A 23,727-nucleotide genomic window follows, 5' to 3' on the forward strand; every position below is an offset into this window, starting at 1 on the left:
CCGGCAGCCGGATGGACGAGGTGATCTTCGAGGAGTTCAAGGGCACCGGCAATTCCGAGATCATCCTCGACCGCAAGGTGGCGGACAAGCGCATCTTCCCCGCGATCGACGTCGGCAAGTCCGGCACGCGCAAGGAAGAGCTGCTGATCGACAAGACCAAGCTCTCCAAGATGTGGGTGCTGCGCCGCATCCTCATGCAGATGGGCACCACCGATGCGATGGAGTTCCTGCTCGACAAGATGAAGGACTCGAAGACCAACGAGGATTTCTTCGACTCGATGAACAGCTGAGCCTGCGTTCCCCGGCGAAGGCCGGGGAACTGTATCGGTCGATATGCTAGCCTCGGCCCGATGAACTACCTTGCCGACATCGTATCCGCCGGCGGCCTCGCCGCGCTCGCCCAGGTGCTGGCGATCGACCTGATGCTCGCCGGCGACAATGTCGTCGTGCTGGGCACCCTCGCCGCCGGACTGCCCCCCACGCAGCGGCGGCGGGTACTCGGGCTGGGTGTCGGGATCGCGCTGGTCTTCCTGATCGGCTTCGCGCTGATCGCGACGCAATTGCTCAAGGTGGTGGGGCTGCTGCTTGCCGGCGGGCTCTTGCTGCTGTGGGTTGCCTGGAAGCTGTTCCGCGAGCTGCGCGACGCGGACCACGCGGCGCACGTCGCCGAGGGCATCGCCCCCGCCAAGAGCTTCGGGCGCGCCGCGGTGCAGGTCGCGATCGCAGATCTGTCGATGAGCCTCGATAATGTGCTGGCGGTGGCGGGCGCGGCACGGGCGCATCCTGCGGTACTGCTGATCGGGCTGGCGACCTCGGTGACGCTGATGGCGGTCGCCGCCAACCTGATCGCGCGCGTCATCGCACGGCACCGCTGGATCGCTTATGTCGGGCTGTGCGTGGTGCTGTTCGTCGCCGGGCGGATGGTCTGGCAGGGGGTCGTCGACGAGGATGTCGGCGTGCTCGGGGTTGTGCGCGCCTATCTTTAGGAAAGCCGGGCCGGATCTCGATCCGGTATCCGAGCCTCGAGCGGCAGCGTGTGATGCCCTCGATCCCCGATCAGGTCCGGCATGACGGTCGGATCACGCCGCCGACGGTCGCACCCCGAACAGCGCCGTCCCGATCCGCACATGCGTCGCGCCGAGCATGGCGGCGGTCTCGTAATCGCCCGACATGCCCATGCTGAGCTGGTCGAGATCATGGTCCCTGGCGAGCTTGGCGAGCAGCGCGAAATAGGGGGCGGGCTCGGTGTCGCTGGGGGGCACTGCCATCAGTCCGACGACGGGAAGCCCGGCGGTGCGCGCCTCGGCAAGCAGCGCCGGCAGTTCGGCGATCGCGCAGCCGCCCTTTTGCGGCTCGTCGCCGATATTGACCTGCAGGAAGCAGTCGGGGCGGCGGTCGCTTGCCGCGATCGCCTTGCCGAGCGCCTGGACCAGCGAGGGACGATCGACCGAATGGATCGCGTCGAACGTCGCCACGGCGTCCGCCGCCTTGTTCGACTGGAGCTGGCCGACGAGATGCAGCGCGACACCCGCATAGCGCGCGCGCAGATCCGGCCACTTGGCCTGCGCCTCCTGCACCCGGTTCTCGCCGAACACGCGCTGGCCCGCGTCGAGCAGCGGGACGATCCCGTCCGCGGGGATTGTCTTGGAGATGGCGATCAACGTGACCGCGTCGGCCGGACGGCCGGCGAGCGCGGCGGCGCGTGCGATCGAGTTGCGGATGGTGGCAAGGCGCGCGGCGGCGTCGGAGGCTGCGGTATCGGGCATGCCGCGCTATAGGGGCCGCGATGCCGCGCCGCCAACCCCGCCGTTCATGCCCCGCGGTCTTCCTGATGACCGACGAGCGGCTCGGCGACGGGCTGTGGACGGCACTGGAGCGGTTGCCGCGCGGGGCCGGCGTGGTGGTCCGCCATTACAGCCTGCCCTCCGCCGTCCGTCGGACACTGTTCGAAGCCGTGCGGCGCGTGGCGCGGCGACGGGGACTGGTGCTGCTCCTCGCCGGGTCGCCGCGTGAGGCGGTCGCCTGGCGCGCGGACGGCGCGCACGGCCGCTCGCCGCATCGTGCCGCCACGCGCCCGCTGATTCGCACCGCCCCCGCGCATGATCGTGCCGATTGGATCCAGGCCCAGCGCGCGGGCTGCGACCTGATCTTCGTCTCGCCGCTGTTCGCGACTCGCTCGCATCCGGGGGCCGTGCCGCTGGGCCACGTGCGCGCCGGATTGTTGATCGGCGCTGGCCGCGACCGGGCGGTGTTGCTCGGCGGGATGACGCGCGCCCGGTTTCGCGCGTTGCGAGCGATGGGCTTCGGGCGCTGGGCGGCGATCGACGCGTGGGGTGCGGTAAACTAAATTGTCACCGCGCGGTGCCCGTTATTCCCGACCGGATCGCAATCCGGCGCAACGAAGGTCGCCGCGCGCGCTGGATGCGGATATCGGTCGGCCTGACGAGCGCGACGTGCAGACGGAATCAGAAGCGGAAGGCGGTGCCCACATAGACCGCCTGGCTGTCGCGGCGGTTGTCGGACAGCTCCATCAGCTGGTCCTTCTCGCTGCGATAGCGGACGCCGCCGGTAAGCTCGAGGCGACTATTGATCGAATAGGAGCCACCCAGATCGACCGCGACGCTGCGGTCGGTGCCGACGAACTGCGCGGCGTCACCGATGCTGCGATCGGCTGCGACCGCGAGGCGCGTGCTCCAGCGATGACCGGCGAAGCTGAGCGCGACATCGGCCGCCTCGCGGCTGCCCGGCTCGACACCGAGATCGACGCGGCTGTAATCCGAGTTGACCGCGAAGCGCTTCCAGCCGACCGCGACGCCGAGGTTATAGGCATAGGGCGTCATGCCCGCGAGCGAGCCCGAGAAGGCGCTGCGCTCGGCCTGTTCGGGCGTCGCCGCGCGGGCGCGCACCGCAACCGTCACATGGCGTGCGCCGCCTGGCGTCAGCGACGGGGTGAAGCGAAAGCCCGAGGCACCGAGCCCGGCGCGGCCGAAGCTCGCCCCGAAATGCGCGTCGGCGGCGGCGGGAGTAAACGACCCGATCGCGCTCGACACCAGCGTGGCGGTGTGCGCCGGGCGCCGCTTGTGGAGCTGCTGCTGGGTCTGGGCGGAATGGGCCAGCGCCGGCACGAGCGTCAGCGCGAGCATCGCGATGGCGATCCCCCCCTTATTGCCGCCGATCGTCCGATTCTTCGTCATTGTCTCTTCTGGCATCCCTGTTCGTGCCGCCTAGCATGAGCAAAACGCGGGTGTCATCGTAAGGATCGGTGACGTAACCGAATTGGCGAGGCTGTTGCATGGTATCCACAGCCGAGGACGGCAGAGATGGCGTCCTCGGCCCGCCGCTCGGCGCTTGCGGGCGGCGGGCGAGCCTCTATAGATGCCCCATTCCCTGCGTTCCGAAGGCACCAGATGATGCTCCTAGCCCGCTTCCCGCGTCCGCTCGCCGGCGCTCCCGTTGCCATCCTGGCAGCCGCCGTCCTGCTCGCGGGGTGCGCGCACCACAAGAAGCCCAAGGTCGACGCCGACCTCGCCGCCTCCAAGGTGACGCAGATCGGCGTCAACGCCTATCTGTGGCGCGCCTCGCTCGACACCGTGTCGTTCATGCCGCTGGTCCAGGCGGATTCGAACGGCGGCGTCATCGTCACCGACTGGTACGCCAATCCGACCACGCCGACCGAGCGGATGAAGCTGACGATCACGATCCTCGACCAGGATCTGCGTGCCGACGCGATCCGCGTCGCCGCCTCGCGCGAAGTCAGCCAGAACGGTCAATGGATCGAGGCGCCTGTCGCCGCGCAGACCGTCCAGAAGCTCGAGGAGATCATTCTCGAGCGTGCCCGCGATCTGCGCCGTGGCGCCGTCACGGGCTGATCGACGCCCCAGGACCTATATACCGACGATGGAACAAGACCGCCGCTTCAATCCGCTCGCTGCCGACGGCCGCTGGCAACAGGCCTGGGACGAGCAGCAGGCGTTCCGCGCCGACGACGCCAGCCCCAAGCCCAAGGCCTATGTGCTGGAGATGTTCCCCTATCCGTCGGGGCGCATCCACATGGGCCATGTCCGCAACTATGCGATGGGCGACGTGCTCGCGCGCTACAAGCGGATGACCGGGCATGAGGTGCTCCACCCGATGGGCTGGGACGCATTCGGCATGCCCGCCGAAAATGCCGCGATGGAGAAGAAGGTCCATCCCGGCGCCTGGACCCGCGCCAATATCGAGGCGATGAAGGTGCAGCTCAAGCGCCTCGGCTTCGCGCTCGACTGGAGCCGCGAGCTGGCGACCTGCGAGCCCGAATATTATGGCCAGGAGCAGGCGCTGTTCCTCGACCTGATGGAGGCGGGGCTCGCCTATCGCAAGGAAAGCGACGTCAATTGGGATCCGGTCGACATGACCGTGCTTGCCAACGAGCAGGTGATCGACGGACGCGGCTGGCGCTCGGGCGCGCCGGTCGAGCGGCGCAAGCTCAGCCAGTGGTTCCTCAAGATCACCGACTTCGCCGAGGATCTGCTCGACGGGCTCGATGGGCTCGCGCATTGGCCCGACAAGGTCAAGCTGATGCAGGCCAATTGGATCGGCCGGTCGAAGGGTCTGCGATTTAGTTTCGCGCTCGACAAGGGTCCCTCGACTGCGCTCGGGACGAACGGGGATGGCGGAACGTCCCCGTTCGTGTCGAGCGAAGTCGAGACACGCTTCCCGACCATCGAGGTCTATTCCACGCGCCCCGATACGATCTTCGGTGCGAGCTTCGTCGCGATCGCGGCGGACCATCCGCTCGCGCTGGCCTTGGCCGAGACCAACCCGGCCCTTGCCGCCTTCGCCGACGAGTGCCGCCACACCGGCACCGCCACCGCCGATCTCGAGACCGCCGAGAAGAAGGGCTTCGACACCGGGCTGAGCGCGGTTCACCCGTTCGATCCGGACTGGAAATTGCCGGTCTTCGTCGCGAACTTCGTGCTGATGGGCTATGGCACCGGCGCGGTGATGGGCGTGCCCGCGCACGACCAGCGCGATCTCGACTTCGCGCGCAAATATATTCTGCCGGTGCCGCGCGTCGTCGCCGCCGACGGCGAGGCCGACACGCCGATCCATGACGAGGCCTATACCGGCCCGGGCCGGCTGGTGAACTCGCGCTTCCTCGACGGCATGACCGTCGACGAGGCCAAAGCGACCGTCATCGCGCGCGCCGAGCTCGACCATTGGGGCCAGGGCACCACCGTCTGGCGGCTGCGCGACTGGGGCGTCTCGCGCCAGCGCTATTGGGGCACGCCGATCCCGATCATCCACTGCGAGACCTGCGGCCCCGTCCCCGTGCCGCGCGACCAGCTGCCCGTCGTGCTGCCCGAGGACGTCAGCTTCGACAAGCCCGGCAATCCGCTTGACCATCACCCGACGTGGAAGCATGTCCCCTGCCCGACCTGCGGCGGCGCAGCGCGGCGCGAGACCGACACGTTCGACACCTTCGTCAATTCGTCCTGGTATTTCCTGCGTTTCGCCAGCCAGCCGGCGGACCGGCCGTTCGACCCCGCGGTGGTCGCGCAGTGGCTGCCGGTCGGCCAGTATATCGGCGGCGTCGAGCATGCGATCCTGCATCTCCTCTACGCGCGCTTCTGGACGCGGGCGTTGCAGCGTGTCGGCAAGATCGACGTCGCCGAGCCCTTCGCGGGGTTGTTCACGCAAGGGATGGTCACGCACGAGACCTATCAGGCGCCCGATGGCCGCTGGCTCTCGCCCGAGGAAATCGACAAGGGCATCGTCATCGCGACGGGCGAGCCGGTGACCGTCGGCCGTATCGAGAAGATGTCGAAGTCGAAGAAGAACACGGTCGATCCGGCGCCGATCATCGAGCAATATGGCGCCGACGCCGCGCGCTGGTTCATGCTCTCCGACAGCCCGCCCGAGCGCGATCTCGAATGGTCCGAGGCGGGCATCGAGGGCGCCTGGCGTTTCGTCCAGCGCGTCTGGCGTCTGGCGATCGACCGCACCCCCGGCGCCGATGAAGACGGGGGTCGCGACCTCGCGATCGACCGGCGGCTGCACAAGACCATCGCCGGCATCGCCGCAGACATCGAGGCGCTGTCGTTCAACAAGGCGGTGGCGAAGCTGTTCGGGCTGGTGGGCGCGCTCGAGAAGGCCGAGCCGACCGCCTCGCGCGCCGAGGCGATCGACACGCTGCTGCGGCTCGTCGCGCCGATGATCCCGCATGTCGCCGAGGAGGGCTGGCACGCCCGTGGCCATGACGGGTTGATCGCGCTGGCGCCCTGGCCCGCGGTCGATCCGGCGCTGCTGGTCGACGACGAGGTGACGATCGCGATCCAGGTCAACGGCAAGCTGCGCGACACGCTGACCGCCCCCAAGGGCGCCGACAAAGCCGTCCTGGAAGCGATGGCGCGCGGATCGGACAAGATCGTCGCCTTCCTCGAGGGCCGCGAGCCCAAGAAGGTGATCGTCGTCCCCGATCGGCTCGTGAACCTCGTCGCATGATGCGTTTTGCCGCCCTGCTGCTGCCGATCGCCCTCGCCGGCTGCGGGCTGCATCCGCTGTATGAAGGCGGCGCGCACGGTCCGGTCGCGCAGAAGCTGGCGCAGGTCGAGATCGAGCCGATCGGCGGCCAGTCGGGCTGGCTGATGCACAATGCGCTCGAAGACCGTATCGGCGCGAGCGGCCATGACACGCCGCGCTACAAGCTGATCGTCGAACTCAACGACCAGATCGTCGGGCTCGGTATCCGCTCGGACAACACCGTCACGCGCGAGCGCCGCACGCTGCGCGCCCGCTTCCGGTTGGTCACCGCGGACAGCCTCGGCACGACCCTGCTCGACGCCAGCGCGGGTTCGGACGCGGGCATCGACGTGGTCAGCTCGGACTATGCGACGGTCGCGGCCGAACAGACCGCGCTGGAGAATCTCACCGACGAGGTTGCCGACCAGATCGTCGCGCGCGTCGCGGTGTTCGCGCGTCACGCGCAGGGTCGCTGAGATGAGCCGCTGAGATGGCCAAGAGCGCCGCGATCGAGCGGGCGCTGGACCGGCCCGATCCGGCGATCCGCTGCTATCTCCTCTACGGCCCCGACGAGTCGGGGTCTCGGGCGCTCGCCAAGCGGCTTGAGGCCGCGATGGGCGCCGATGCCGACCGCATCGATCTCGAACCCGCGCGGCTGACCGCAGACCCCGCGCTGCTCGCCGACGAGGCCGCTGCAGGATCGCTGTTCGGCGGCCCGCGGCACATCCGCGTCGAGGGCGTCACCGACAGCTGTCTGGCGGCGGTCGAGGCGCTGCTCGAGGCGCCCGCGGCGGGCAATCCGGTGGTGCTGATCGCGGGCGCGCTCAAGAAGGACGCCAAGCTCGTCAAGCGGCTCGACGGTGACAGGGCGGCGATGAGCTTTCAGAGCTGGCCGCCGACCGACGCCGATTTCGATCGGCTGGCGATCGAGCTCGGTCGCGCCCAGGGGCTGCGGATCGACGATGATGTCGCGCGCCGGCTTGCGCATGCCGCCGAAGGCGATCGCGCGGTGCTGGGCTCCGAGATCGTCAAGCTCGCGCTGTACGCCGATGCCGCGCCCGATCGGCCCGTCGAGGTGACCCATGCGCTGTTCGACGCGATCAGCGCCGGGCATGGCGAAGCCGACACGACGCGCTTCGTCGATGCGGTGCTGGGCGGCGATCCGGCGAAGCTCGAGGGGGAATTGGCGCGGCTCGCCGGCGAGGGTCAGGAGGGGATCACACTGGTCCGCGCCCTGCTGCGCCGTCTGCTGCCGATGGCGGCGGCGCGCGCCGAGCTGGAACGCGGCGCCTCGCCGAGCATGGCGGCGGAGCGCCATGGTCGCGCGATGTCGCTCAAGGACCGCAAGGGCGTCGAGCGCGACGTCGGGCGCTGGCCCGCTGCCCGCCTCGCACGCGCGATCGAACGGCTCGGCGCGCTCGACCGCGAGCTACGCCACACCGCGGGGCCGGGCACGATCGCGGCGGATGTGGAGTTCTTCGCGATCGCGCGGGCGGCGGGGCGGCGGCGGTGACCCCCTCGCGCTTGCTTTGCCTCCGCCGTCATTCCTGCGAAAGCGGGAATCCCTAGACGCTGAGTCGAACTTTCGGACGCTGCGCGTATCGATCCCGGACCAAGTGCGGGATGGCGAGCAATCAGCCTCGCAACACCCCTAGATCTTTTCACCGCTGAGCCGCTGGCAGATCATGTCGAGCTGGTCGAGCGACGAATAGGCGAGCGAGACCACCCCGCCCTCGCCGTCGTTCGCGATCCGGACGCTGAGCCCGAGCATGTCGCCAAGTTGCCGTTCGAGCGCGGCGATGTCGGCATCGGGTGCCGGCGCGGCCTTCGCGCCTCGCGGCGCGCCCTCCCCCTTCGGCTTGCTCAATCGCGCGAGCTGCTCGGTCTCGCGCACCGACAGGCCGCGGCGGATCACGTCGGCGGCGAGCGCCTGCGGATCGGGCGCGGTGATCAGCGCGCGGGCATGACCCATCGACAGCGCGCCGTTGGCGACGTCGTCGCGCACCGATTCGGGAAGGTCGAGCAGCCGCAGCAGGTTCGCGACATGGCTGCGAGATTTGTGGACGAGCTTGCCCAGCTCCTCCTGGCTGTGCCCGAAATCCTTGGTAAGCTTATGATAAGCCTGCGCTTCTTCGATCGCGTTGAGATCGGCGCGCTGGATGTTCTCGACGATCGCGATCTCGAGCGTCTCGGTGTCGGTGAACTCGCGGACGATCGCGGGGATCTCGTGCAGCCGCGCCCGCTGCGACGCGCGCCAGCGCCGCTCGCCCGCGACGATCTGATAGCCGGTGCCAAGCCGGCGCACCACGATTGGCTGCAGCACGCCACGTTCGGAAATCGATTGGGCGAGCTCGTCGAGCTTATCCTCGTCGAAATGGCGGCGCGGCTGCTCGGGATGCGGCTTGATGTCGGCGATCGACAGCATGCGGATATTCTGGCCTTGCGGCTCGCCGACCGAAATCCGGTCGATCTCGCCCATCAGCGCCGACAGGCCGCGTCCCAGCCCCGCTGGTTTGCGCCGGGTCGGGTCGATGCTCATGCCGCCGCGCGCTCGGGCCGCGGCAGCCGCGTCATCAGTTCGCGCGCAAGACCGATATAGGCCTCCGAGCCCGAGCAGCGGTGATCGTAGATCAGTGCCGGCATGCCATGGCTGGGCGCTTCGGAGAGGCGGACGTTGCGCGGAATGATCGTCTCGAAGACGAGCTTGCCGAGACAGGCGCGGACATCCTGCGCGACCTGCTCGGACAGGCGGTTGCGCCGGTCGTACATGGTGAGCGCAACGCCGAGGATCTGCAGTTCGGGGTTGAAGCGTGCGCGGACCTGCTCGATCGTCTGGAGCAGCTGGCTCAGCCCCTCCAGCGCGAAGAACTCGCACTGCAGCGGCACCAGCAGCGACGACGCCGCGGACATCGCGTTGATCGTCAGCAGGCCGAGAGACGGCGGGCAGTCGATCAGGATCACGTCCCAGCGACCGGCGGGCGCTTCGCTGAGCGCGATGTCGAGCCGATGCGCCCGACGCTCCATATCGACCAGCTCGATCTCGGCGCCGGACAGGTCGACGGTCGAGGCGACGATGTCGAGCCGCGGCACGCGCGTCGGGATCGAGGCTTCGGCGACGTCGCAGGCACCGACGAGCAGGTCGTAGCTCGATCGCACGCGGTCGGCGCGGTTGATGCCGAGCCCGGTCGAGGCATTGCCCTGCGGGTCGAGGTCGACGATCAGCACCTTCCAGCCGGTAGCCGCCAGCGCGGTACCGATGTTGATTGCGGTCGTGGTCTTGCCGACGCCGCCCTTCTGGTTGGCCACTGCGATCCGTATCATCGAGCCCGTCTCCGTCGAACGCCTTCGGCTATCACGATCGCGGCATCGCGATCCGTGCTGCTGGCCACCAGGCGAAAATCACCCTGCCATGTCTTGCGCGCCTCTGCCAGTTCGGATGCGGCGGACCGCCCCTTGGGCAGCACCCAGCGCGTCTTTTCGTCGGCGATATGGGCGGCCATCGCGAACAGCCGATCAAGCGATGCGACCGCGCGCGCCGTGATCGTCTGCACCGGCGGTAAGGCGACCCGCTCGATCTTGCACGCATGGATATCGACATGCTCGGTCAGCCCGAGATCGGCGGTCACCGCGGACAGGAAGGCGGCGCGCCGGGCCCGCGGCTCGACGAGATGGCATCGGTCGGTCCGTACGCAGGCAAGCACCATTCCGGGAAAGCCGGCGCCCGATCCGATGTCGAGCAGCACGCCCGGACGGATCAAGGGTGCGAGCTGGAGCGAGTCCTGGAGGTGGCGCTCGTCGAACGTCTCCATCGATTGAGCGGAGATCAGATTTTGTCGCTGCGCCTCGTCGAGCACCAGCGCCTTGAGGCGATCGAGCCGCGATTCTGTTCCACGTGGAACATCGAGCATGTCGGTCATGCTACCTTCCGTTGCAGCGCAACGAGGAGCGCAGTGAGGCCCGCCGGCGTCATCCCTACGAGGCGCGAGGCCTGATCGAACGAATCGGGACGCGCCGCGGTCAGCCGTTCGATCATTTCGCTCGACAGCCCCGGTATGGCGCCGAAGTCGAAGCCTGGCGGTACCGGTCGCGAGGCCTCGCGCGTGCGGCGGGCCGCGATTTGCTCACGCTCGACATAGGGTGCGTAGCGGCGGTCGATACGAAGCTCGCCGAGAATGGCCGACCCGATTGCCGACCAGTGTGGATCGGACGCGGCGAGCGACTCGATCCGGGTGTCGGGCCATTGGTCGGCCTCGGCGAGCAGCGGCCGCCCCGCCGCGCGTCGCGCCTGACGATCCTGCAAGGCGACCGCCCGTGCTTCGCCGAGCGCGCCACTGGCGATCGCGGCATCGCCGAGCCGCGCCTCGGCATTGTCGGCGCGAAGATGGAGGCGATGCTCGGCGCGCGAAGTGAGCATCCGGTAGGGTTCGGTCACGCCCTGCAGCGTCAGGTCGTCGATCATCACCCCGATATAGCTGCTCGCCCGGTCGAAGCGGATCGGGTCGCCACCGCGCACCGCCGCAGCGGCGGCGAGCCCCGCGGCCAAGCCTTGCGCGGCGGCTTCCTCATAGCCGGTGGTGCCGTTGATCTGCCCGGCTAGATAAAGACCGGCGACTCGATCGACCTCGAGCGTCGTCGACAGGACGCGCGGATCGATATGATCATATTCCACCGCATAGCCAGGAACGACGATCTCCGCGTTCTCAAGGCCCTCGATCGTCCGGACGAACGACGTCTGCACGTCCGCCGGCAGCGACGTCGAAATGCCATTGGGATAGATCGTCGCGCCGTCGCGGGTCTCCGGCTCGAGGAAAATCTGGTGGCCGTCGCGGTCGCCGAAGCGGCGCACCTTGTCCTCGATCGACGGGCAATAGCGCGGTCCCCGCCCGGCGATATCGCCGCTAAACAGCGGCGACCGATCGAGCGAGTCGCGGATCAGATCGTGCGTTCGGAGATTTGTGCGGGTGATGCCACAGAATAGCATCGGGGATACCACGCCCCGTCCCTCGGCGGACAAGGTCCAGGGCTCGCGATCCGACGCCTGCCGCGCGAGCCGGCTCCAGTCGATCGAGCGCGCGTCGAGCCGCGGCGGCGTCCCGGTCTTGAGCCGCGCGACGGGCAGGCCGAGATCGCGGATCTGCTGCGACAGCCGATGCGCTCCACGCTCACCACGCCGCCCGCCATCGTCGCGCTGCTCGCCGCAGAACAGCCGTCCACCCAGAAACGTGCCCGTTGCCAGGATCACGACCGGCGCCGCAACGCGTGTCCCGTCAGCGAGCTCGACACCAGCGACGCGATCCCCTTGGAGGACAAGCCCGGTCACCTCGCCTTCGCCCACGACCAGCGCGGGTGTGGCCGCCAGACGCCGCTGGATCGACGCCCGGTATAGCGTGCGATCGGCTTGGACCCTTGGGCCCTGCACGGCGGGCCCTTTGCTGGCGTTGAGCATGCGGCGGTGGATCGTCGCATCGTCGGCGGCCGGCGCGATCAGTCCATCGAAGACGTCGACCTCGCGAACGAGATGCCCCTTGCCCACCCCGCCGATCGCGGGATTACAGGACATGGCGCCGACCCCGGCGCGGTCGATGGCGAGCAGCAGGACGGCGCAGCCCATGCGGGCCGCGACCGCCGCCGCCTCGCATCCGGCATGGCCACCGCCGACCACGATGACATCGTATCGCTCGCTCATTGATCGACCTGTTTCACGTGGAACATCATTTGCCGAGGCAGAAGCGCCCGAACAGCGCATCGAGCATCGCCTCTACATCGCCGCCGCCGATAAGCCCATCGAGATGCGCCCGCGCCACGCGGATCTCGTCTGCCGTAATCAACGGATCGTCGCTCGCAGCCGCGGAGGCCAGCGCGGCGTGAACGATGGCCAGCGCATCCCGATAGCGGCGATCGAGGGCGACCTCGCCGTCGCGGGGCAGCAGGCCGGCGCCGACGGTGGCGATGGCCGCGCGCAGCGCCGCTAGTCCCGCGCCGGTCAGCGCCGATACGGGCAATGCCCCGGCGCGGGCCGCCGCGACGTCGGCTTTTGCCGCAACCGCGATGACATGTGCTGCGCCGGTCTGTTCGCCGGCAAGATCCAGCACGATGTCTGCGCGCGCGCGCTCGCGCAGTGCGCGATCAACCCCGATCGCCTCGATCGGATCGAGCGCGTCGCGCACGCCTGCGGTATCGACGAGCACGACCGGCATGCCGGCCAGCGCCACCGGACGCTCGATCGCATCGCGCGTCGTCCCCGCGATGGCGGAGACGATCGCGGCATCCTCGCCGACCAGCGCGTTGAAGAGCGTCGACTTGCCGGCATTGGGCGGGCCGACGATCGCGATCCGCACGCCGTCGCGTAGCCGCTCCGCGGGTGCGGCGGCGAGTGCGGTGCCGATCTCCAGCGTGAGCGCGGCGATCGCCTCCGCCGTATCGCTGCCCTGTTGGGCCACGTCGTCGTCGCCATCATAATCGAGTGCGGCTTCGAGCGCGGCCGCTATTTCGACGAGCCGGCGCATCCAGCCATCGAGCTTGCGGCCGAGCATGCCATCGGCACGGCGCATCGCCTCGCGACGCTGGCTTTCGGTCTCGGCGGCGAGCAGGTCCGCGAGCCCTTCGACCGCGCTCAGATCGAGCCGGCCGTTGAACAGCGCGCGGCGGGTGAATTCGCCGGGCTCGGCCTGCCGCAACCCGCGTTCGGCCAAGGCGGCGAACACCGCGGCGACGACCGCGCGACCACCATGGAGATGCAGTTCGGCGAGATCCTCGCCGGTCGCGGTACACGGCCCCGGCATCCACAGCAGCAGCGCGTGATCGAGCAGCTCGCCGCGCTGGTCGCGGAGGCGGCGGAGCGAGGCGGTGCGTGGGGACGGGCACGACCCGGCCAGAGCGGCGAGCGTGGCGCCGGCATCCGGGCCGCTGATCCGAACGATCGCGATCGCGGCGGGGGGCGCCCCGCTCGACAGCGCGTAGATCGTCGAATCGGCGGCGTCGGGCTTATTTGCTCGTGCCACCCATCTGATCCAGCATCTGGCGCCACATCGAAAAACCCGCCTCCCCCATCGGCGCCCAATTCTGCATCATCGACTGCATCATATCGGGCGTGATGCCCTGGTCGATCGCGGTGCGCAGCTTGGCGAGATAGACCTCGTGCAGCGGCGCAAGGTCGGGGAGCCCCATGAAGCGCCGCGCCTCCTCGGGCGTGCAATCGACATCGACCGTGATCTTCATCGCGCCTTCTCCCTCGGCATCGCGCTTAGACGATATCGACTTCGGCGTCCGCCGCCAATTCGGCAAGCAGTCGGCGCATGACGTCCGGTGCCACAGCGACGCAGCCTTCTGTCACGTCGCCCTCGCGCAGATGCAGGAAGATCGCGCTGCCCATTCCGGCTTGGGGCGGATCGTCATTGTGCCCAAGAAGGATGACGACGTCGTAAAGCCGATCATCGCGCCACATCCGTTCCGCCGACCAGCGGTGCGGATGCCGAACGGGGCGGTTGTAATCCGGGTCGTTCGGATCGTCGGACCAGCCGTCGCTCGGCCGCAGCCAGCGCCACGGCAGATGCTGCGGCGGACGCACGTCGCGGTCGGGGCGCAGCAGCGCAGCACGGATCGGCCATGTGCCGCGCGGGGTATGGCCGTCGCCTTCGCGCTTGGCCGCAGCATCGCAGGGGCCGCTGCGACCGATCGCGCACGGGAACGTCGCGTCGCCGACCCGCAGCCGGTGTGTCGCCGTGTCGACGACGATCCGCTTCATAGGCTGTGGCCGGTGCGGTCGCGCTTGGTGGCGAGATAGTCGCTGTTGAAGGGATTGGCGGTGATGCGATGCGGCACGCGGTCCGCGATGTCGATTCCGGCGGCCGACAGCCCGGCGACCTTGGCCGGGTTGTTGGTCAGCAGCCGGATCCGCGACTGGCCGAGCAGGTCCAGCATCCGCGCGGCGACGCTGAAGTCGCGGGCATCGATCGCGAAGCCGAGCCGGAGATTGGCATCGACGGTGTCGAAACCCTGGTCCTGCAGCGCATAGGCGCGCAGCTTGTTGATCAGCCCGATCCCCCTGCCCTCCTGACGCAGGTAGAGCAGGATTCCCCAGCCCTCCTCCGCCATGCGCGCGAGCGCCGCGTCGAGCTGCGGACCGCAGTCGCATTTGAGCGAGCCGAATACGTCGCCGGTGAGGCATTCGCTGTGGAGGCGGACCAGCGGCGGCCTGCCGTCGGGTGCGCCGATCACCAGCGCGACATGTTCGACCGCCTCCTCGCTCGACCGAAAGGCGACGATTTCGGTAGCGGCCTGCGCCTTGACGGGCAGCTTGGCGCGCGAGGCGATCTGCAGATGCGACGAGGCGTCATAGTCGCGGATCGATTCGGCGGAGAGCTGCGGCGCATCCGCTGGCGGCGCGCCGTCACGGACGAAGAAGGCGGGCAGCAGTCCGGCGAGTCGCGCCAGCTTGAGCGCAGCGGCCGCCTCTTCGATGGCGGGCAAGGCGCGCGTCTCGAACGGGCCCTTGAACGGCGTCGACAGGTCACGCGACGGATCGGCAAGCGCGGTCGCGGTATCGAGATCGAGCCACGGCACCTGCGTGACCCGCACGGCGCCCTGCCCGACCGATTCGGCGGCGGCGCGCTGGTTGTCGAGCCGCAGCGTTGCGGCGCGCTCGGGCGACAGCAGCACATCGTGGACGCCGTCGGGTGCGAAGTCGGCGAGCCGGCCGCCGTCGGCGGCCTCGATCGACAGCAGCGTCAGCATCCGCGCCCCCGCGCCGACGACCACCGGCCAGCCGCGCCGCAACGCGTCGATGCCGCGCGCGACCTCGCGCCTGCTCTCCGTCACCAGGCGAACTCGGTGACGAGCGGGACATGATCCGACGGCCGCGTCCAGCTTCGGCAGTCCTCATGCACCCGGTGCGCGATCGCGGTCTTGGCGACGTCGGGGCTCGCCCACATATGGTCCAGCCGCCGACCCCGATCGGAGGCGAGCCAGTCCTTCGCACGGTAGCTCCACCACGTCCAAAGCCGTTCCGGAGCCGGTACGAAGTGACGGCCGAGATCGACCCAGTCATGCGCCGTCTGCAGCCGCGCCAGCGCCGCAACCTCGACCGGGGTGTGGCTGACGACCCCCAGCAATTGCTTGTGGTTCCACACGTCGGCTTCCAGCGGGGCGATGTTGAAATCGCCGACGATCAGCGTCGGTTCGCGCAGCGTCTCGGACCAGCGCGTCATCCGCTCGATGAAAGCCAGTTTCTGCGCGAATTTGGGGTTGAGCGCGGGATCGGGCACGTCGCCGCCGGCCGGTACATAGACATTCTCGAGGCGGATGCCGTTGGGCAGGCACGCGCCGACGTGCCGCGCCTCGCCATTATCCTGCCAGTCGTGGCGGCCATGCGCATGCAGCGGCAGCCGGCTCAGGATCGCGACGCCGTGATGCATGCGCTGCCCGGCAAGCAGGCGGTGGACATAGCCGAGCCGCTCGAACGGCTCGTGGGGAAAGGTCGGGTCGTCGACCTTGGTCTCCTGCAGGCACAGCACGTCGGGCGCGACCTGCGTCAGGAAATCGCTGACGATGTCGATACGCGCGCGAACCGAATTGATGTTCCAGGAGGCGATCTTGGTGACGGGCATCCGCGGCGATGTAGTCCCTCGCCGCCCGCTCCGCCAGTCGAGCCGACGCGGCCGGCCCGGACATGGAAAGGCCTCCGTTCCGGGGGCATGGAACGGAGGCCGACCTAGCGTTCGTCACGCAGGCGGGACGCGAAGCTGATGTTCCGGACAACAGGGGGGAATTCCGGAACGGCTCCGCGACCGCATCGCCCGTCTACGGCGCGCTAGCTGTCGCGGGGATGAACGGTAAAGATGGTTTTGGTTCATCTTGGCGGACCGTCGCCGCCAGCGCTCGCCTGGTCGCGATGACGGCGCTCAATGGCGTCCCTGCGGGCGCGGATCGGTCCAGCGGAACGCGGATTCGTCGATGGCGCCGTTGAATTTCTGATCGGTCAGCCGCACCGTCGTGCGATTGTTCTGCGCGTCGAGCACCGTCCAGCCGTCGAGCATCAGCCCGCCCGGCGCGCCGCCCTGGCGCCGGAACGCCACGGTGATGCTGCCATATTCGCGGTGCTTGGGATCCTGCGCGGCGACCAGGATCAGGTCGGGGCTGCCGCTCGGCACCGTCCGGGCGATCCGGCCGATGTCCATATTGGGGTTGACGATCAGCGACAGCGGCGTGTTGCCGATCGGCCAGCGCGATACCTGCTTGACCGAATAATCGATCATTGTCAGCGCCTTGCCGTCGCCGACGACGAGCAGCGGCACGCCCTTCTCATATTGGAAACGGACCTTGCCCGGCTTCTTGAGCTGGAGCGTGCCCGACAGGGTGCGGCCGTTGCGATCGGTCTGGGTGAAGTCGGCGGTCATCGTCTGCACGCCGCGCAGATGCGCTTGGACCGACGCGAGATCGGGCGAAAGCGCGACCGGCGGGGCGGCGGCGAGCAGCGCCGGCGCGACGAGGGCGGTGGCGACGAGAGACGGAAAACGCATGGAAGGCTCCGGTGATGAGGACGTGCGCTATCGGCGACTCGCCTTGAACCGCCTCTGAACCCGTCCGGCAAGCGATCGATCCGTCGGCGGCGATTCCGTCGCTATTGCGCCTCCGCCGTCATTGCGCGCAGCGAAGCGGTCCTGAGCTACGGGCGTGGGCCTGGACTGCGTCACCGCTACGTGGTTCGCAATGACGGTGGGGTCAGGGTTTAGTGCGGCTCGCTCACAGCGCCTGCCCGTCGCGATCGATCAGCACCTCGCGGCGGCCGACATGGTCCGGCGCGCCGACCTTGCCGTCCTTCTCCATCCGCTCGATCAGCCGCGCGGCGCTGTTGTAGCCGATGCGGAGCTGGCGCTGGACGTAGCTGGTCGAGGCCTTCTGCGACGACGCCACCACCTCGACCGCCTTGCGGTACAGCGCGGCGTCGGGCGAATCGTCGTCGGCGGGCTGGCCGTCCAATGCGAAGCCGCCGTCCTCGGGCTCCTCGGTGACCGCCGAGATATAGTCGGGCGTCCCCTGCCCGCGCCAATGATCGGCGACCAGCCGCACCTCCTCGTCGCTGACGAACGGCCCGTGGACGCGCGCGATCTGCTTGCCGCCTGGCATGTAGAGCATGTCGCCCTTGCCGAGCAGCTGTTCGGCGCCCTGCTCGCCGAGAATGGTGCGCGAATCGATCTTGGAGGTGACGGAGAAGCTGATCCGGGTCGGCAGGTTGGCTTTGATCACGCCGGTGATGACGTCGACCGAGGGCCTCTGGGTGGCCATGATCAGGTGGATTCCCGCCGCGCGCGCCTTCTGCGCGAGCCGCTGGATGAGGAATTCGACCTCCTTGCCCGCGGTCATCATCAGATCGGCGAGCTCGTCGACGATCACCACGATCTGCGGCAGCGGCTCGAACTCGAGCTCCTCCTCCTCGTAGATCGGATGCCCCGATTCGGCGTCATAGCCGGTCTGCACGCGCCGCCCGAGCTTCTGGCCGCGCGTCTTGGCGCCGCGCACCTTTTCGTTGAACGAGGCGAGGCTGCGCACGCCGACCGACGACATCTTGCGGTAGCGCTCCTCCATCTGCTCGACCGCCCATTTGAGCGCGCGCACCGCCTTGGCGGGCTCGGTCACCACCGGCGAGAGCAGATGCGGGATGCCGTCGTAGATGCTGAGCTCGAGCATCTTGGGATCGATCATGATCATCCGGCACGTTTTCGGCGAGTGCCGGAACAGCAGCGACATGATCATCGCGTTGAGGCCGACCGACTTGCCCGATCCCGTGGTCCCGGCGATCAGCAGATGCGGCATCGGCGCCAGATCGGCGATCACCGGGTCGCCCGCGATATTCTTGCCGAGGATGATCGGAAGCTGCGTCGTCGGATCCTCGAAGGCGGGATCGTTGATCAGCTCGGACAGGACCACCGCCTCGCGCTTCACATTTGGCAGCTCGATGCCGATCACGGTGCGGCCCGGGATCGTCGCGATGCGGGCGGACAGCGCCGACATGTTGCGCGCGACGTCGTCGGCGAGCGCGATCACGCGGCTGGCCTTGATGCCGGGCGCGGGTTCCAGCTCGTACATCGTCACCACGGGGCCGGGGCGGACGGCGTTGATCGTACCCTTGACGTGAAAGTCGTCGAGCACGGTGACGAGCAGCTGCGCGTTGCGCTCGAGCGCGGCCTTGTCGATCGCCTGGCCCGTGTTCGGCGGCGCCGGGGCGAGCAGGTCGATCGAGGGCAGCACGAATTCGTCGCGCAGGTCGAGCGAGGTCTGGCGCGCGCTCTCGGACTTGCGCGGGGTGCTCGCCGCCGAGCGATCGGCAATGATCGGGCGCGACGGGGCCTGCGCGGGCGCCGCGGCGGCACGGCCCTTGCGCGGCGGCGGAACGATGACGTCCTCGCCATCGTTGATATCCTCGTCGTCGGGTCGCGCGGCGGCCTCGCGCCGTGGCACCCGCACCTTGGCGACGCGCGCGACCGGCCGCGCCGCGCCTTGCCCGGCGCGCGACAGCCAGGCGCGCTCATCGGCTTCGAGCCCGATCGCGACGATCCACAGCCACAAGGCGGCGCCGACCGCGACAAGCTCGACCGCATAGCGCAGCGGCATCGCGAAGCCGTGGCCCGGGATCAGCGCGATACCCGCCTCGATCGCGCGGCTGCCGAGATAGCCGAGCGCACCGCCCCATCCGGCGGGCAGCCACAGGCTGGTCTCCTCGCGGAACAGCGCGACCGCGGTGCCGGCGAGCAGCATCGCGACGAGCGTGAGCAGCGCCGCCCTGCCCCACCGTCCCGAATCGCGGCCGCGCAGCAGCCGGACGCCGGGGACGAGGATGATCGGCACCCAGCCCGCGGCGGCAGGGCCGAACAGCATCAGCCCGAGATCGGCGATCCAGGCGCCGGGACCACCAATCCAGTTGCGCGGCGGTCCGCCCGCGACGGTGTTGAGCGCCGGGTCCGAGCGATGGTAGCTGGCGAGCGCGATCGCGAACAGAATGGCGGCGGCGATCAGCGCGATTCCGCCGACGATGCCGCCGCTGCGCGCGACCGCGGACACGATCCTTTCGCGCCAGGGTGCACCGCGCACCGCCACGTTGCTCGCCATGTCCTGTGCTCCCCGGCGGGGCCGCGCACCGGCGTGCCCCTAATGTTCCGTGATGCCAACATGACTTTCGCAATCCTACAAGTCAACTTTGTCATCGCGCGGCGCGGCGGCTAGAGCAGGGCCATGACTGAAATCCCCCGCCACGACGTGATCATCCTGGGTGCCGGCCTGGTCGGCTGCGCACTGGCGCTGGCGCTCGCCAAGGGCGGCGTGACCAGCATCCTGGTCGACCCCGCCGACCCGCAGGCGATCCGCGCCGCGACCAACGACGGCCGCGCCTCGGCGGTGTCGAGCAGCACCTGGCGGATGTTCGACGCGCTTGGGCTGGAGCCCGCCTTCGCCCCGCACGCCTCGCCGATCGAGCGCATCGAGGTCGGCGAGCAGGGCGCGCGGGGCCTGCTTGCCTTCCAGCCCGATCTCGCCAACGACGGCCCGCTCGGCATGATGGTCGAGAACCGCACCCTGAGGATGGGCTTGCGGGATGCTGCGGCCGCTGCCGAGGGCGTGACGCTGCTGATGCCGGCGACCCCGCAGACCGTCGAGCGCGATGCCGACGGCGTGCGGATCACGCTCGCCGACGGGCGCCGGATCGCGGGCGCGCTGCTGGTCGGCGCGGAGGGGCGCCGCTCGCCGACGCGCGAGGCGGCGCGAATCGCGGTCGCGCGCTGGGAGTACAGGCATGTCGCGATCGTCGGCATGCTCGATCACAGCGAAGACCATCGCAACGTCGCGCACGAGCTGTTCTACACCGCCGGCCCGTTCGCGCTGCTGCCGATGCAGGGTGGCCACCGCTCCGCGCTGGTGTGGACGGTGGCGGAGGCGGATGCGCCGGCCATGCTGACGCTCTCCCCCCGCGCCTTCCTTGCCGAGGCGGACAAGCGGATGAAGGGGATGCTCGGCACGCTGTCGCTCGCCGGCCCGCTGTCGAGCTATCCGCTCGGCTTCCACCACGCCGCGCACATCACCGACGAGCGTCTCGCGCTGGTCGGCGACGCCGCGCACGGCATCCATCCGATCGCAGGCCAGGGCGTCAATCTCGGCTTCCGCGACGCCGCAGCACTTGCCGAGGTGCTGATCGAGGGGGTGCGGCTCGGGCTCGATCCGGGCGACGCGCAGCTGCTGCAGCGCTACGAGCGCTGGCGCGGGCTCGACACCTTCTCGGTGGCGGCGGCGACCGACGGGTTGACGCGGCTGTTCGGCGTGCCGGGGCGCGCAGCGTCGCGGGTCCGGCGGCTGGGCATCGGTATCGTCGAGCGGGTGCCAGCGCTAAAAGACTTCTTCATGGCCGAGGCACGCGGCGAAAGCGGTGCGCTGCCGCGGCTGCTGAGCGGGCAGGCGATCTGATCCGAGGCGGCGGATTGAGGGCGACGGTGCCCACCGGATCGTCCTCGCCATCCCGAACGTCATCCGCGATCCAGACGCGCACCGTTTCCAGCTTGGACGCTACGCGTCTGGATCCTGACCTTCGTCAGGATGACGGACGGGGCGACCGTGGGGTCCTACACCGACGCGGGCGCACGCCATCGATCGAGACCGACATCCGGCGACGGGGCGACCCAGCGCGCTGCCTCCTCGTCGCTGTCGAACATGCGCACCCGATCGTCGACCAGCAGGCGCCGGGCCTGCATCCGGGACACGGATCGTCCAGCCAGAAGCGCGATCCGCTTCGCATGGTGCGGCCGCGCCGTGATGAACTGCTGGAATATCTCGACCATCGCTTGCGACTGGAGCGCGCACGCGCGGAGATCGACGAGAACGAAATAGCCGTTGTCGACAGATAGGTCGGCGATCGCCTTTCTCAGATCGACGATGAACGCGTCCGATAGTTCGGGACTGAAAAAGCCCGACATCGTGATGTGCAGCATCCTTCGCCGAAGGTCCGTCTTAATCGCGTACATGCTCTACCTTCGCGCTCGCCGATCGTGGCGGGTCGCATGGCAGGGCTTTAGGATGTCTTCACCATCCGCTGCCGCCGGCTTCGATACGACCAATGTCGAAGACGTGCGGGTGCCGCGATAGTGCGGCCGTCCTTTCGCTAGAGCCGCCGTGCCGCCTCGATCAGCAGCACCGGCACGCCTTCGCGGATCGGGTAGGCAAGCCCGGCCTCGTCGGACACCAGTTCGCCGCGCGCGGCGTCGAGCCGGAGCGGCGTCCGCGTCATCGGGCAGACCAGGATTGCGAGCAGGTCCGGATCGATGGCCGGGCGCACACCTGCGGGTGTCATTGCAGCGTGGCGCCGTCGTCCTCATCGCTTTCGTCGAGGCGGAAGAAGCGCAGGAACTGGACGACGAGATCGGCGCGCTCGGCGATGTCGGCCGCCTCGAGCAGGGCTTGCTTGGTCGCGACGTCGAAGGGGGCGACCTGCGCCACGCCGTTGACCAGTGCCTCGTCGTCGAGCCGCTCGACCGCGCTCCAGTCGATCGCATAGCCTTTCGCCTCGGCATAGCGCCGCGCCTCGCGCTCGAGATCGGCGCGCAGCGCCAGCCCCAGCGGATCGGGCTCGGCGCTATCGCTCTCGAACCCGCTCCAGTCCGCCTCGACCTGGCGGAAGGCGGTGGTGACGTCGAGCTCGCGGACCAGCCGGAACCGCGTCAGGCCTTCGAGCACCAGATTGTAGCGGCCGTCGTCGAGCGCTTCGAATTCGGCGATGCGGCCGACGCAGCCGATGTCGAACAGCGCAGGCTTGGCGTGGTCGCCGTCGCGCGGCTGGATCATCCCGATCCGCCGGTCGCGCGCCATCGCGTCGCTGATCATCGCGCGGTAGCGCGGCTCGAAGATGTGCAACGGCAGCATCGCGCGCGGGAACAGCAGCGCACCGCCGAGCGGGAAGATCGAAAGACGCGCCACCGGCCGGCTCAGGTGAACAGCACGGCGGACAGCCGCCGACGCTGCGCGCTCACCCACGGATCCTCGAGCCCGACCGCGGCGAACAGGGTCAGCAACCGCTCGCGGGCGGCGCCCTCGTGCCAGGTCCGGTCGAGCGCGATGCTGGCGAGCAACTGGTCGGCGGCGCCGTCGCGGTCGCCCGCCGCCATCAGCCCGCCGGCAAGCTCGTAGCGCTTGTCGAGATCGTCGGGCGACGCCTCCACCGCGCGGCGCAGCGCCTCGAGATCGTCGACCGGCGCGGCCTGCCTGGCGAGCGCGATCGCCGCGCGCACCTGGGTGAAGGCGACGTCCTTGGCCTTGTCCTCGGGAAGCGCCGCGAGCAGCGCTTCGGCGTCGTCGGCGCGGTCGAGCGCCAACAGCGCCCGGGCATGGCCGGCGGTGGCTGTGACATGGTCGGGCGCCATCGCCGCCACCTGCTCGAAGATCGACAGCGCGCGCTCGGCGTCGCCGGCGGCGAGCAGCTCCTCGCCCATCGCGACAAACTGCTCGACGTCCTCGGCCTGGGGATCACCCTCGCCCGCCTGGATCGGCAGCTGCGCCAGCAGCTGGTCGAGCATGCGGGTAAGCTGGCCCTCGGTGCGCGCCTGCGTCAGGTCGGCGACGGGCTGACCCTCGAACAGCGCATAGACGGTCGGGATCGACTGGACGCGGAACTGCGCCGCGATGAACTTGTCCTTGTCGACGTCGATCTTGACCAGCTTCACGCCCTTGTCGGCATAATCCCTGGCGACCTTCTCGATCACCGGTCCGAGCTGTTTGCAGGGGCCGCACCATTCCGCCCAGAAGTCGACGATGACGAGGCTCGTCATCGAGGGCTCGACGACGTCGCGCCGGAAGGCTTCCACCGCCTCGCGGTCCGCCGCACTCATCCCCAACGTCGCCACGCTCGTGTCTCCTGCCATCCGCTACCGGTTCGATCGCCTTATGTGGGCGTGGGGGCCCCGCTGCCAACCCCTGCCCGACGGCACGGCGCGACGCACGAAATTTGTCGGCGAATCGGCTTGCCCGTTCGAAAGGCCGGTGCTAGTGGCCCACCTCCACGGCGGGGCCCTGCCCCGACGGCGCCAAGAGCGGGCGTAGCTCAGGGGTAGAGCACAACCTTGCCAAGGTTGGGGTCGAGGGTTCGAATCCCTTCGCCCGCTCCAGTTTTCCCAAGGAAAACTGCATGTTAGGGATTTTCAGTTCCCTTCTCGCAATGAAATATAGCATCTTCGGATCGTGTTCGGATTCGGAATA

General features: G+C 69.1%; 24 protein-coding genes, 1 tRNA gene and 1 pseudogene. 9 read left to right on the top strand and 17 right to left on the bottom strand.

The genetic code is table 11. The features are described 5' to 3' along the window. Both Q0326_RS17280 and Q0326_RS17285 read left to right on the top strand, forming a co-directional pair. A pseudogene (locus tag Q0326_RS17280) lies at positions 1-290 on the top strand (transcription termination factor Rho); the annotation flags it as partial. 60 nt (positions 291-350) lie between these two features. Next, positions 351-986 carry a YjbE family putative metal transport protein gene (locus Q0326_RS17285; RefSeq protein ID WP_298692907.1) on the top strand — a complete coding sequence of 212 codons (636 nt, stop codon included), beginning with the start codon at positions 351-353 and terminating at the stop codon, positions 984-986. A 93-nt stretch (positions 987-1,079) separates the two neighbouring features. On the opposite strand, the gene Q0326_RS17290 is transcribed toward Q0326_RS17285, so the two are convergent. Next, entirely contained in the window at positions 1,080-1,766 is a 687-nt protein-coding gene (locus tag Q0326_RS17290; protein WP_298692909.1) for a YggS family pyridoxal phosphate-dependent enzyme, read from the bottom strand. 65 nt (positions 1,767-1,831) lie between these two features. On the opposite strand from Q0326_RS17290, the gene Q0326_RS17295 reads away from it, so the two are divergent. Continuing rightward, the gene (locus Q0326_RS17295) at positions 1,832-2,347 is read left to right on the top strand and encodes a thiamine phosphate synthase (protein WP_298692911.1); all 516 of its coding nucleotides are present in this window, start codon (positions 1,832-1,834) and stop codon (positions 2,345-2,347) included. 118 nt (positions 2,348-2,465) lie between these two features. On the opposite strand, the gene Q0326_RS17300 is transcribed toward Q0326_RS17295, so the two are convergent. Further along, positions 2,466-3,194 (bottom strand): hypothetical protein, encoded by a 729-nt coding sequence (locus tag Q0326_RS17300; protein WP_298692914.1) that lies wholly within the window; start codon positions 3,192-3,194, stop codon positions 2,466-2,468. Positions 3,195-3,407: 213 nt separating this feature from the next. Between Q0326_RS17300 and Q0326_RS17305 the strand changes: the two genes are divergently transcribed. The 4 genes from Q0326_RS17305 to holA are packed head-to-tail and all read left to right on the top strand — an operon-like array spanning position 3,408 to position 8,014. Beyond that, positions 3,408-3,869: a DUF3576 domain-containing protein gene (locus Q0326_RS17305; RefSeq protein ID WP_298692916.1), complete on the top strand. Its 462-nt coding sequence runs from the start codon at positions 3,408-3,410 to the stop codon at positions 3,867-3,869. A gap of 28 nt (positions 3,870-3,897) precedes the next feature. Then, entirely contained in the window at positions 3,898-6,483 is a 2,586-nt protein-coding gene (gene leuS, locus Q0326_RS17310; protein ID WP_298692918.1) for a leucine--tRNA ligase, read from the top strand. After that, positions 6,480-6,977, top strand: a complete 498-nt coding sequence (gene lptE, locus Q0326_RS17315; protein ID WP_298692920.1) for an LPS assembly lipoprotein LptE — start codon at positions 6,480-6,482, stop codon at positions 6,975-6,977. The genes leuS and lptE overlap by 4 nt, the downstream gene beginning before the upstream one ends. A 14-nt stretch (positions 6,978-6,991) precedes the next feature. Then, positions 6,992-8,014: a DNA polymerase III subunit delta gene (gene holA, locus Q0326_RS17320; protein ID WP_298692922.1), complete on the top strand. Its 1,023-nt coding sequence runs from the start codon at positions 6,992-6,994 to the stop codon at positions 8,012-8,014. Positions 8,015-8,152: 138 nt separating this feature from the next. On the opposite strand, the gene Q0326_RS17325 is transcribed toward holA, so the two are convergent. The 11 genes from Q0326_RS17325 to Q0326_RS17375 all read right to left on the bottom strand — a co-directional run bounded on the left by Q0326_RS17325 (position 8,153) and on the right by Q0326_RS17375 (position 19,605). Next, positions 8,153-9,040, bottom strand: a complete 888-nt coding sequence (locus Q0326_RS17325; RefSeq protein ID WP_298692924.1) for a ParB/RepB/Spo0J family partition protein — start codon at positions 9,038-9,040, stop codon at positions 8,153-8,155. Then, a complete protein-coding gene (locus Q0326_RS17330) occupies positions 9,037-9,822 on the bottom strand; it encodes a ParA family protein (RefSeq protein WP_298692926.1) in 786 nt (261 codons plus the stop codon). The genes Q0326_RS17325 and Q0326_RS17330 overlap by 4 nt, the downstream gene beginning before the upstream one ends. Beyond that, the gene (rsmG, locus tag Q0326_RS17335) at positions 9,819-10,418 is read right to left on the bottom strand and encodes a 16S rRNA (guanine(527)-N(7))-methyltransferase RsmG (protein WP_298692928.1); all 600 of its coding nucleotides are present in this window, start codon (positions 10,416-10,418) and stop codon (positions 9,819-9,821) included. The genes Q0326_RS17330 and rsmG overlap by 4 nt, the downstream gene beginning before the upstream one ends. Continuing rightward, on the bottom strand, positions 10,415-12,187 hold the full coding sequence (gene mnmG, locus Q0326_RS17340) for a tRNA uridine-5-carboxymethylaminomethyl(34) synthesis enzyme MnmG (protein WP_298692930.1): 1,773 nt from the start codon (positions 12,185-12,187) through the stop codon (positions 10,415-10,417). The genes rsmG and mnmG overlap by 4 nt, the downstream gene beginning before the upstream one ends. Before the next feature lie 25 nt (positions 12,188-12,212). Beyond that, a complete protein-coding gene (mnmE, locus tag Q0326_RS17345; RefSeq protein ID WP_298692932.1) occupies positions 12,213-13,502 on the bottom strand; it encodes a tRNA uridine-5-carboxymethylaminomethyl(34) synthesis GTPase MnmE in 1,290 nt (429 codons plus the stop codon). Next, positions 13,486-13,719, bottom strand: a complete 234-nt coding sequence (locus Q0326_RS17350; RefSeq protein ID WP_298692935.1) for a DUF6489 family protein — start codon at positions 13,717-13,719, stop codon at positions 13,486-13,488. Before Q0326_RS17350 ends, mnmE begins: the two co-directional genes overlap by 17 nt. A gap of 25 nt (positions 13,720-13,744) precedes the next feature. Next, positions 13,745-14,245 (bottom strand): L,D-transpeptidase family protein, encoded by a 501-nt coding sequence (locus Q0326_RS17355; protein WP_298692937.1) that lies wholly within the window; start codon positions 14,243-14,245, stop codon positions 13,745-13,747. Beyond that, complete coding sequence (gene ribA / locus Q0326_RS17360) at positions 14,242-15,318, bottom strand: GTP cyclohydrolase II (RefSeq protein ID WP_298692939.1); 1,077 nt, start codon at positions 15,316-15,318, stop codon at positions 14,242-14,244. Before ribA ends, Q0326_RS17355 begins: the two co-directional genes overlap by 4 nt. Further along, the gene (locus tag Q0326_RS17365) at positions 15,315-16,106 is read right to left on the bottom strand and encodes an exodeoxyribonuclease III (protein ID WP_298692942.1); all 792 of its coding nucleotides are present in this window, start codon (positions 16,104-16,106) and stop codon (positions 15,315-15,317) included. The genes ribA and Q0326_RS17365 overlap by 4 nt, the downstream gene beginning before the upstream one ends. Before the next feature lie 294 nt (positions 16,107-16,400). Continuing rightward, positions 16,401-17,018 carry an outer membrane lipoprotein carrier protein LolA gene (locus Q0326_RS17370; protein ID WP_298692944.1) on the bottom strand — a complete coding sequence of 206 codons (618 nt, stop codon included), beginning with the start codon at positions 17,016-17,018 and terminating at the stop codon, positions 16,401-16,403. A 223-nt stretch (positions 17,019-17,241) separates the two neighbouring features. Beyond that, entirely contained in the window at positions 17,242-19,605 is a 2,364-nt protein-coding gene (locus tag Q0326_RS17375) for a DNA translocase FtsK (RefSeq protein ID WP_298692947.1), read from the bottom strand. Positions 19,606-19,737: 132 nt separating this feature from the next. On the opposite strand from Q0326_RS17375, the gene Q0326_RS17380 reads away from it, so the two are divergent. Beyond that, on the top strand, positions 19,738-20,949 hold the full coding sequence (locus Q0326_RS17380) for a UbiH/UbiF/VisC/COQ6 family ubiquinone biosynthesis hydroxylase (RefSeq protein WP_298692983.1): 1,212 nt from the start codon (positions 19,738-19,740) through the stop codon (positions 20,947-20,949). A 155-nt stretch (positions 20,950-21,104) separates the two neighbouring features. Here the strand turns inward: Q0326_RS17380 and Q0326_RS17385 are convergent, their stop codons facing one another. From Q0326_RS17385 to Q0326_RS17400, 4 genes are all read right to left on the bottom strand, one after another. Further along, entirely contained in the window at positions 21,105-21,320 is a 216-nt protein-coding gene (locus tag Q0326_RS17385) for a hypothetical protein (RefSeq protein WP_298692949.1), read from the bottom strand. A 320-nt stretch (positions 21,321-21,640) separates the two neighbouring features. Further along, the gene (locus tag Q0326_RS17390; RefSeq protein WP_298692951.1) at positions 21,641-21,829 is read right to left on the bottom strand and encodes a Trm112 family protein; all 189 of its coding nucleotides are present in this window, start codon (positions 21,827-21,829) and stop codon (positions 21,641-21,643) included. Then, positions 21,826-22,452 (bottom strand): LON peptidase substrate-binding domain-containing protein, encoded by a 627-nt coding sequence (locus Q0326_RS17395; protein ID WP_298692953.1) that lies wholly within the window; start codon positions 22,450-22,452, stop codon positions 21,826-21,828. The genes Q0326_RS17390 and Q0326_RS17395 overlap by 4 nt, the downstream gene beginning before the upstream one ends. An 8-nt stretch (positions 22,453-22,460) precedes the next feature. Next, the gene (locus tag Q0326_RS17400; RefSeq protein WP_298692955.1) at positions 22,461-23,375 is read right to left on the bottom strand and encodes a tetratricopeptide repeat protein; all 915 of its coding nucleotides are present in this window, start codon (positions 23,373-23,375) and stop codon (positions 22,461-22,463) included. Between the two features lie 186 nt (positions 23,376-23,561). On the opposite strand from Q0326_RS17400, the gene Q0326_RS17405 reads away from it, so the two are divergent. Further along, a tRNA-Gly gene (locus tag Q0326_RS17405) sits at positions 23,562-23,636 on the top strand. Positions 23,637-23,727: the final 91 nt, after the last annotated feature.

The sequence above is a fragment of the uncultured Sphingomonas sp. genome, from assembly GCF_937859915.1.
Classification (GTDB): Bacteria; Pseudomonadota; Alphaproteobacteria; order Sphingomonadales; family Sphingomonadaceae; genus Solisphingomonas.